Raw genomic sequence first — 8,416 nt, forward strand, 5'->3', positions numbered from 1 at the left:
AAACTCTTTAAAATTTCATCTGTAATGTAACAATAGTTACCAATTAATTTATCCTCCTTAAGTACTTTTATAAAAAAGTATTTACCATGAGACATGTAACCATTTTGCTTAGCTTTTTATTGTTTTTTAATTGTAATTCTAAGTCCAAAGATTCAATATCTTATGACGCTAAACCTACCGATAACAATAGCGTTATAGAACATTTAGGGAAGAAATTAATGGAGACGAATTGTTATGTCTGTCACAGCCCAACGGCTAATCATGATGATAGAATTGGGCCACCAATGATTGCTATTAAAAAACATTATATCGATAGTGATACATCTAAAGAAGAGTTTATTGCATCAATACAAGCTTGGATAAAAAATCCGAATGAAGATGATGCAAAAATGCGAGGTGCAGTGAGACGATTTGGTGTAATGCCTAAGCAGCATTTTCCTGAGGAAACTATTGAGCAGATTGCCGATTATATGTTTGAATTTAAAATTGAACAACCAGAATGGTTTGAGGATCATTTTAATGAAGAAAAAGGCAAGCATAAAGGGAAAGGAAAGGGAAAAGGAAAGGGAAAAGGCATGGGTAATGGCAAAAAAAAAAGTATGCAGAATCAGCAAGCTCAAACTAATTTTGAAGATTTGCCTTATGCAGAACGTGGTTTAAAATATGCGCTAACGACAAAAGCTATTTTAGGTAAAAACTTAATGGGCACGATTAAAAAAAAAGGAACATTAGAAGCTTTGACCTTTTGTAACGAAAAAGCATATCCATTAACAGATAGTATGGCAATAGTACATAATGCGACAATTAAACGTGTATCTGATAAGCCAAGAAATTTAAATAACAAAGCCAATACAGAAGAATTAGGGTATATTAAAACATTTAAGCAGGTTGTTGCAAATAATAAAGAAGCAAGTCCAATTGTAAAAGAATTAGATAATAAAGTACATGTGTACTATCCAATAACTACAAACACAATGTGTTTACAATGTCATGGTAAGCCTAATGAAACTATAGATAATCAAACTTTAACTAAGTTAAATAGTTTATATCCTAATGATATGGCTATTGGGTATAATGTTAATGAAGTTAGAGGCATTTGGAATATTACTTTTGATAAATAAAAATCTAGTCAGGTATGAGCAATTTTTCAGAATTAATAAATCAAGATAAACCAGTTTTAGTAGATTTTTTGCTGAATGGTGTGGACCTTGTAAAATGTTAACTCCAGTTTTAAAAGAGGTTAAAGATAGTTTAGGTGATCGTGTCTCTATTATAAAAATTGATGTTGATAAGAATCAGGCTTTGGCAGCAAAATATAAAGTAAGAGGTGTGCCAACTATGTTGTTGTTTAAAAAAGGTAAACAAGTTTGGAGGCAATCTGGTGTACTTCAAAAAGATGAAATAATAAATATAATAACTAAGACAAATTAACTTAACTTAAAACGGTATAAAAAATACTAACAAACTGTAGTATTAATTTTAGCACTTTTTTTATTTGCTGACAAATGTCATCTTTCTTAAAAATTTAAGTTGTTAATTTTATACTCGGTAAATTAAATAAACACAAATATGATTAATACATTAATAGCATTATATAGTTGGGCTAACGGAGTTGTTATGATAGGAATCTTCGCATTAGTCTGTATTGTTTTAGTAGGCATACTTATAAATTTTATGTCTCAAGGAAAAAATAAGGACTCGTCTAAGAACCTTAATGAAGATAACAGTACAGAATAACTTTAGACTAATTATAAATTTAAAGAGGGTGTTTTATAATAAAACACCCTCTTTTTTATGCAATTATATTAAAATTTGTATTGTAAGAATGCTGAAAAGTTTCTACCAGGTTCTGTGATTGGTGTTCTACCAAAATCTGCTTGGTTCGTAAACGAGAAGTTTAAATGGTTATTATAAGCTTCATCAAGAACATTAATTACTGCAACTCCTATAGTGATATTTTTTATAGGTTTTAAACCTAAACGAATATCTAAAGTTTGGTAGCCATCTGTTTCTGTTTCACCAAAACTTCTTGAAATATTATCTTGTTTTGATACTAAATTGTACTGAATATTTGCCCAATATTTCTTCTTATCAAGTCCAAGGGAAAAACGTGTCGTAAATGGAGGTGTCAATGGAAGTGATTCTGCTAAATCTTTATTCTTGGCATACACATACGAGAATTCAGTTTTAAAATAATAGTGATCTAAAAAATCTATTTGAGCCATAGTTTCAAAACCAGTTTTGTAGGCTTCGTCAAGATTTCTAAAAACTTTAGGATTTCTCGGTTGAGCCATAGGATTAAACTTACGAGTTAACGTTTCATCTACAACACCAACAATATAGTTTTCAAAGAATGAATAATAAAATGACGTTTCATATTTAAAGCTATTAAAGCCATTTTTTAGTGGTTCTCTGCCTTTAAACCCAATTTCGAATTGGTTGTTTACTTCAGCTTTTAAATTAGGATTGCCAATATATTCATAAGGATCTTGACCTACAGTAAAGTGATTGATAAAACGTTCTATCATATTTGCTGACCTTACACCACGACCATATGCAGCTTCTAAAGTAAATTTATCTGATACTCTTTTTTTAATAGAAACTGTTCCACTTATATTGTGTTCTGTACGTTTTTCAAGATCATACATTGTTGCAAAGTCCTCTTCAGGATCTTGTATATCCGAAGTCACGTTATCATATCGTAAACCGGCTGTTAATATAGCTTTAGAGCTTAGATTGTATTTTGCTTCTGTAAACACACCTAGATCTGTAATATAAGAGTCTTGCCAAACTTTATCATTAAAAGTCATAGCCATTGGTAAAGGATTTCCGTTCATAATTTTTACCAGTCGTGTTCTGCCTCCATCTCTAGCAATATGCATAGCATCTATACCAGAAAAGAGATTCAGTTTTTCTGTTGGTTTCCAGTTGAGTTCTATTTTTCCACCAATGGTTGTTGCGTCTACAGCAGAAGCAGCTTCCATCATCCTGAAAGAAGGTCTGTTTGTATTAGTCATTAAATGATCTACATAGCTGTAATAAGCTTTTGCAGTTAATGATTTTGCTACTTTACCAATATTATCTAATTTATAATCTAAAGAGATAATACTGCTATTATCATATTCCGTATCCATTGGTAAAGCTGCATGTAGAACATCGCGACCAAAAGATTGTCTCCAATGTGCTTGGATGCGCTGATCTTCGGTTAGATTATAGCCAATTTTAATTCCATAATCTGTACTTCTAAAAGATGAAGGAATTTCTGTGCCATTTCCATCTTCATAATTTCCAAAATCTCTGTAGCCAGCATTAGCAACAATGTCAAATTTGTTTTGGATATACTGAAGTTGTACCAGGTTTACTAATGAGTTACCGTTACTTTCATATCCACCAGAAACTTTTCCGTGTAAACCATGATCTTCATAATCTGGATTCTGTGTCACCATATTTATAACACCTCCAAAGGTAGCACCATATCTAACTGTATATGGACCTTTTATAATTTCAATTTTAGCGATTTCTTCAGGAATGATATGTGTAGTAATAGGATCCATTCTGTTTGGACAAGCATGCATTGCCTTTGTACCACCATCGTACTGAATATTTAATTGCTCATATTGAGCACCTCTAAAAGAAGGGTCTATGGCATAATTTCCCCTTTTTATAACCGAGAAGCCATTGATGTTATTAAATAAATCTGCGACGTTTTTAGGTTGCACAATTTTTTCTTCATATTTATTTGAAACAATTGTAAGTACTGGATCTGTTTTTAAATTTCCGGTAACTATAACTTGGTTGAGTTTAGTCGTTTTTTGCTTTGTAGTATCTTTTTTGATCTCTTTTTTTTCTTGACCATAAGACACAACTGTGATTAGTGTGCATAAAAGCACTCTATATAAGGTTTTCATTTATAATATAATTTTATTTAACTTAAGTGTTTAGGATAGTGGTTACTATCAGTAAAAGAAGAAAATTATACTCTTGGTGGATGAAAGCAATCTTTAGAGCTAATAAAAGAATAAAGATTTTGATAAGCTATAGAATCTGACTTATCTATATTGGATTTTTGAATTATATGAAACTTTATAATGGGATTAAGATATAATACAAGCTCCTTAAAATCAATAATACTCTCTGGTGTTTTTTGTTCATTATTATGCGATTCAGCTACTTTTTTTAAGTGACATTTACCATTACATTTTAGCTCTGGTTTATCTACATTCTCACAAAGATTTTCAATAAACCCAATAGGATCTAATTCAAAATAAGCATAAGTCAATGATACTCTAGTGCTATTGAATATTATCAATACCATTAGAAAAATTGAACTTATGTAAGCGACTGATTTCATTTGATGCAAATTTAAATTAGCCTTTTTATTTCACTACTGACTTTTATCATATTTTTCTAGATTTTATTGTCGAAGTTCTTAATAAAAGGCTATTGGTATAGTAACATAGGTTACATAGTTAAATACTATTGTGTATTACTTTTGTTATAAATAAATTTAATACTACAGAATTATGAATACTATAGAAATGATAAAAGAAGAGGAATCATTTTCAATGCCAAGAATTGGAGATAAAGCTCCCGAATTTACAGCCACAACTACGCAAGGCGAAATTAATTTCCCTTCAGGCTATAAAGGAGAATGGTCTATTTTATTTAGTCATCCTGCAGATTTTACTCCAGTGTGTACATCTGAGTTTATGACTTTTGCGCATTTGGAAGAAAAATTTAAAAAAGCGAACTGTAACCTTATAGGTTTATCTATTGATGGTTTATATAGTCATATTGCTTGGTTAAGAACGATAAAGGATAAAATTAAGTTTAATGGAATGGAAAACATTGAAGTTAAATTTCCGTTAATAGAAGATATCTCAATGAATGTAGCCAAAAAATATGGTATGATTCAACCAGGTGAAAGTAAAACTCAAGCTGTTAGAGCTGTCTTTTTTGTTGATCCAGAAGGAATAGTAAGAGCCTTAATTTACTACCCTTTAAGTCTAGGTCGTAATTTTGATGAATTATATAGAGCTTTAATAGCAATGCAAACTTCCGACAAGTTTAGTATTGCAACTCCAGCAGATTGGAATCCAGGTGATGATGTTATTATCTCACCAGCAGGCTCTTGTGGAGTAGCAGAAGAACGTATGACTAATACTGATGATTTAGAATGTGAAGATTGGTTTTTCTGCACTAAAAAATTAGATAAAGACTTAGTACTGAAAGAAGTTTTAAAATCATAGTGAGTTAATAATTTCTAAAAATAATCAAACCAGTAATGTGTTTGATTATTTTTAGTACATTTGTTAACCAATTGGTTAAACTATATAGTTAAATATGAGTAAGGCAAAGGACAAAAACAAGGAAGAACAAATATTAAATGCGGCAAAAACTATATTTCAATCCAAAGGAATGAGTGGAGCACGTATGCAAGAAATTGCAGATAAAGCTGGTATTAATAAAGCGATGCTTCATTATTATTATAGAAGTAAACAATTACTTTTTGAAGCCGTCTTTAAAAATGCTTTTTCATTATTAGCACCTCAATTAAATGCAATTCTAAATGATGATTCTTCTATTGAAGAGAAAATAAAAAACTTCACTTCAAACTATATAACTTTCATTATTAAGCATCCTTATTTGCCGAATTTTATTATTCAAGAATTGAATAGAAATCCTGAGTTTATTCTAAAATTGAAGGAAGATAAAGGTTTTCCAAATCTTGATAAATTCAAAATACAAGTAGATGAAGATGTTAAAAAAGGATTTATAAAACCAATAAGCGCAGAACAATTATTCATAAATATTCTTGCGCTTAATATTTTTCCATTTGTAGCAAAACCATTAATCATGGCATTTACAAATACAGATGATAAAAACTATAAAGAACTTATGGAAGACCGTAAAACAGAAGTTGCAAACTTTATCATTAATTCTATAAAGAGCACATAAAATGAAACAATTAAGAATCATTTTAATAATCTTAACGACGTTACAAAGTGTTGCACAACAAAGCATTACGCTAGAAACCTGTTATGATTTAGTGACGCAAAACTATCCTTTAGCAAAACAGTCGCAATTGTTTGAGACTCAAAACAAATTGGATGCAGCAATTATTTCTATTTCAAAATTGCCGCAATTTAGCCTAGATGCTCAAGCAACCTATCTATCTGATGTGGTTGAAGTGCCTATTCCAAATGTAAATATCAAATCACTAAACAAAGATCAATATCGTGCAACCGTTTCTGTAAATCAATTGATTTATAATGGTGGAGCAACAGATGCTTCTTTAAAAGTAAAATCTGCTCAGTTAAAAACTAAGCAAAAACAGGTAGACGTCAATCTCTATCAATTAAAACAAAAGATTAATCAATTATACTTCTCAATTTTATTGACACAGGAAACGGGATTATTATTAGAAGCAAAACAAGCGCAGTTACAAGCTAAATTGAAAGAGGTACAATCTGGTATTAAATATGGTGTGCTTTTACCAGCTTCAGATAAAATTCTTGAAGCAGAACTTTTAAAATTAAAACAACAATTAAAGGAAGTAGAAAGTAATAAGGCAAATTTAATTACAACACTTGCTAGCATTATCGGTAAATCATTAAGTACCTCGACAACCTTTAAGAATTCATTAGTAGAGGCACCATTAAAAGCTCAATTGAATAGGCCAGAACTGGAATTATTTAAATTAAAAAAAGAAGAAATTGAAAATTCAGAAAACCTAATATCTAAACAAAATTCACCAAAGTTATTCGGTTTTGCAACTGGTGGTTATGGTAATCCTGGATTAAATATGCTCGACAATTCGTTTCAGCCATTTTACACAGTTGGTATTAAATTTAATTGGAAAGTTTTTGATTGGAATTCAAACAAAAAACAGCGAGAATCATTAGCGATTAATAAAGATATAGTTGAAACTGAAACCGAAACTTTTAAACTAAATGTAAACATAGAGTTGAGTCAGCAACAAAAGGATATCGAAAAAATTGAAGCCTTCATTATTTCAGATTTAGAGATTATAAATCTTAGAAAAGATGTCCTTAAATCTGCAGATTCACAGCTTAGAAATGGAGTGATTACTTCATCAGCTTACATAACAGAACTTACTAATTTATATGAAGACGAAAATACCTTAGTGAGACATAGCATACAATTACAATTAGCAAAAGCGAACTACAACGTCATTAAAGGACAATAATTAATTAGAGATGAAAAATTACAACTATAAAATAGCTTTTAGCATCATTGCAATGAGCTTATTTTCTTGCGGAAGCGATAATGGAAAAGCAGATGGTTATGGTAATTTTGAAGCTACTGAGATTACAATATCAGCTGAAAATACCGGAAAACTAAAGCAGTTTAATGTTAATGAAGGTGATCAACTTTTAAAAGACCAATTCATAGGTTTTATAGATACTATTCCACTCGCATTAAAGCGCGAGCAATTGCAAGTGTCTAAAGCTGTTATTAGTTCAAAATCGAGAGGAGTTTTGTCTCAAATCAATGTGCTGAGTGCCAGATTAAAAACAGCAAATACAAACAAAACGCGTACTGAAAATCTTATAAAAGATAATGCAGGCACACAAAAACAATTAGATGATGTTATTGGAGAAATAGATATCATTAAAAATCAAATTCGAAGCGTAGAAATTCAGAACGCACCTGTAGTCAATGAACTTAAATCTATAGATGTTCAGGTTAGATTAATTAACGATCAAATTCGGAAAAGTAAAATCATTAACCCAATAAACGGAATTGTTTTAACTAAATACATGGAGCCTAATGAAATTGCTGCTTTTGGAAAACCACTCTATAAAATTGCTGATTTAACTGTTATGCAATTACGAGTCTATATCAGCGAAACCCAATTAGCTAATATTAAAATAGAACAAGAAGTTACTGTAAAAATCGATGATGCAGATGCTATGAAATTATATGAAGGTAAGATTATTTGGATAGCATCTGAAGCCGAATTCACTCCTAAAATAATTCAAACTAAAGAAGAGCGAGTGTCTTTGGTTTATGCTGTTAAAATAGATGTTGTAAATGATGGTAGTCTTAAAATAGGAATGCCAGCAGAACTTTGGATAACAACTAAAGAATGAGCATTCGTATTTCTAACATATCAAAATCCTATAAAAACGTAAAAGCCTTACAGAACATTTCTTTTAATGTAAAAGAAGGCGAGCTTTTTGGACTTATTGGGCCAGATGGAGCAGGTAAAACAACACTTTTTAGGATTTTAACAACCTTATTATTTGCTAATGAAGGTTCTGCTACTGTTGCAGATTTTGATGTGGTTGTAGATTATAAACAGATAAGAAATAATGTTGGTTATATGCCTGGGAAATTTTCACTCTATCAGGATTTAACTATTAAAGAAAATTTAAATTTTTTCGCTACT

General features: G+C 30.5%; 9 protein-coding genes and 1 pseudogene. 8 read left to right on the forward strand and 2 right to left on the reverse strand.

Features of this window, described 5'->3' with window-relative positions; translation table 11 throughout:
* Positions 1 to 86: 86 nt before the first annotated feature.
* From QZZ53_RS12205 to QZZ53_RS12215, 3 genes and pseudogenes are all read left to right on the forward strand, one after another.
* Complete coding sequence (locus tag QZZ53_RS12205; protein ID WP_296385047.1) at positions 87 to 1,121, forward strand: DUF3365 domain-containing protein; 1,035 nt, start codon at positions 87 to 89, stop codon at positions 1,119 to 1,121.
* Positions 1,122 to 1,135: 14 nt separating this feature from the next.
* Positions 1,136 to 1,431: pseudogene (trxA, locus tag QZZ53_RS12210) on the forward strand (thioredoxin).
* Positions 1,432 to 1,569: 138 nt separating this feature from the next.
* On the forward strand, positions 1,570 to 1,737 hold the full coding sequence (locus tag QZZ53_RS12215) for a hypothetical protein (protein ID WP_296385049.1): 168 nt from the start codon (positions 1,570 to 1,572) through the stop codon (positions 1,735 to 1,737).
* Between the two features lie 68 nt (positions 1,738 to 1,805).
* Here QZZ53_RS12215 and QZZ53_RS12220 read toward each other — a convergent pair whose 3' ends face one another.
* Both QZZ53_RS12220 and QZZ53_RS12225 read right to left on the reverse strand, forming a co-directional pair.
* Positions 1,806 to 3,908, reverse strand: coding sequence for a TonB-dependent receptor (locus QZZ53_RS12220; RefSeq protein WP_296385050.1), 2,103 nt, complete (start codon positions 3,906 to 3,908; stop codon positions 1,806 to 1,808).
* A gap of 65 nt (positions 3,909 to 3,973) precedes the next feature.
* On the reverse strand, positions 3,974 to 4,351 hold the full coding sequence (locus QZZ53_RS12225; protein WP_296385051.1) for a hypothetical protein: 378 nt from the start codon (positions 4,349 to 4,351) through the stop codon (positions 3,974 to 3,976).
* Between the two features lie 172 nt (positions 4,352 to 4,523).
* Between QZZ53_RS12225 and QZZ53_RS12230 the strand changes: the two genes are divergently transcribed.
* From QZZ53_RS12230 to QZZ53_RS12250, 5 genes are all read left to right on the forward strand, one after another.
* Positions 4,524 to 5,249 carry a peroxiredoxin gene (locus QZZ53_RS12230; RefSeq protein WP_296385053.1) on the forward strand — a complete coding sequence of 242 codons (726 nt, stop codon included), beginning with the start codon at positions 4,524 to 4,526 and terminating at the stop codon, positions 5,247 to 5,249.
* A 94-nt stretch (positions 5,250 to 5,343) separates the two neighbouring features.
* Positions 5,344 to 5,958, forward strand: coding sequence for a TetR/AcrR family transcriptional regulator (locus QZZ53_RS12235; protein ID WP_296385055.1), 615 nt, complete (start codon positions 5,344 to 5,346; stop codon positions 5,956 to 5,958).
* A gap of 1 nt (position 5,959) precedes the next feature.
* Positions 5,960 to 7,210 (forward strand): TolC family protein, encoded by a 1,251-nt coding sequence (locus QZZ53_RS12240; RefSeq protein WP_296385057.1) that lies wholly within the window; start codon positions 5,960 to 5,962, stop codon positions 7,208 to 7,210.
* 10 nt (positions 7,211 to 7,220) lie between these two features.
* Positions 7,221 to 8,117 carry an HlyD family efflux transporter periplasmic adaptor subunit gene (locus QZZ53_RS12245; RefSeq protein ID WP_296385059.1) on the forward strand — a complete coding sequence of 299 codons (897 nt, stop codon included), beginning with the start codon at positions 7,221 to 7,223 and terminating at the stop codon, positions 8,115 to 8,117.
* Positions 8,114 to 8,416 (forward strand): ATP-binding cassette domain-containing protein (locus QZZ53_RS12250; RefSeq protein WP_296385061.1); only part of this gene is annotated, 303 nt, incomplete at its 3' end. The genes QZZ53_RS12245 and QZZ53_RS12250, both read left to right, overlap by 4 nt.

Source organism: Winogradskyella sp., assembly GCF_016744625.1.
GTDB lineage: Bacteria > Bacteroidota > Bacteroidia > Flavobacteriales > Flavobacteriaceae > Winogradskyella.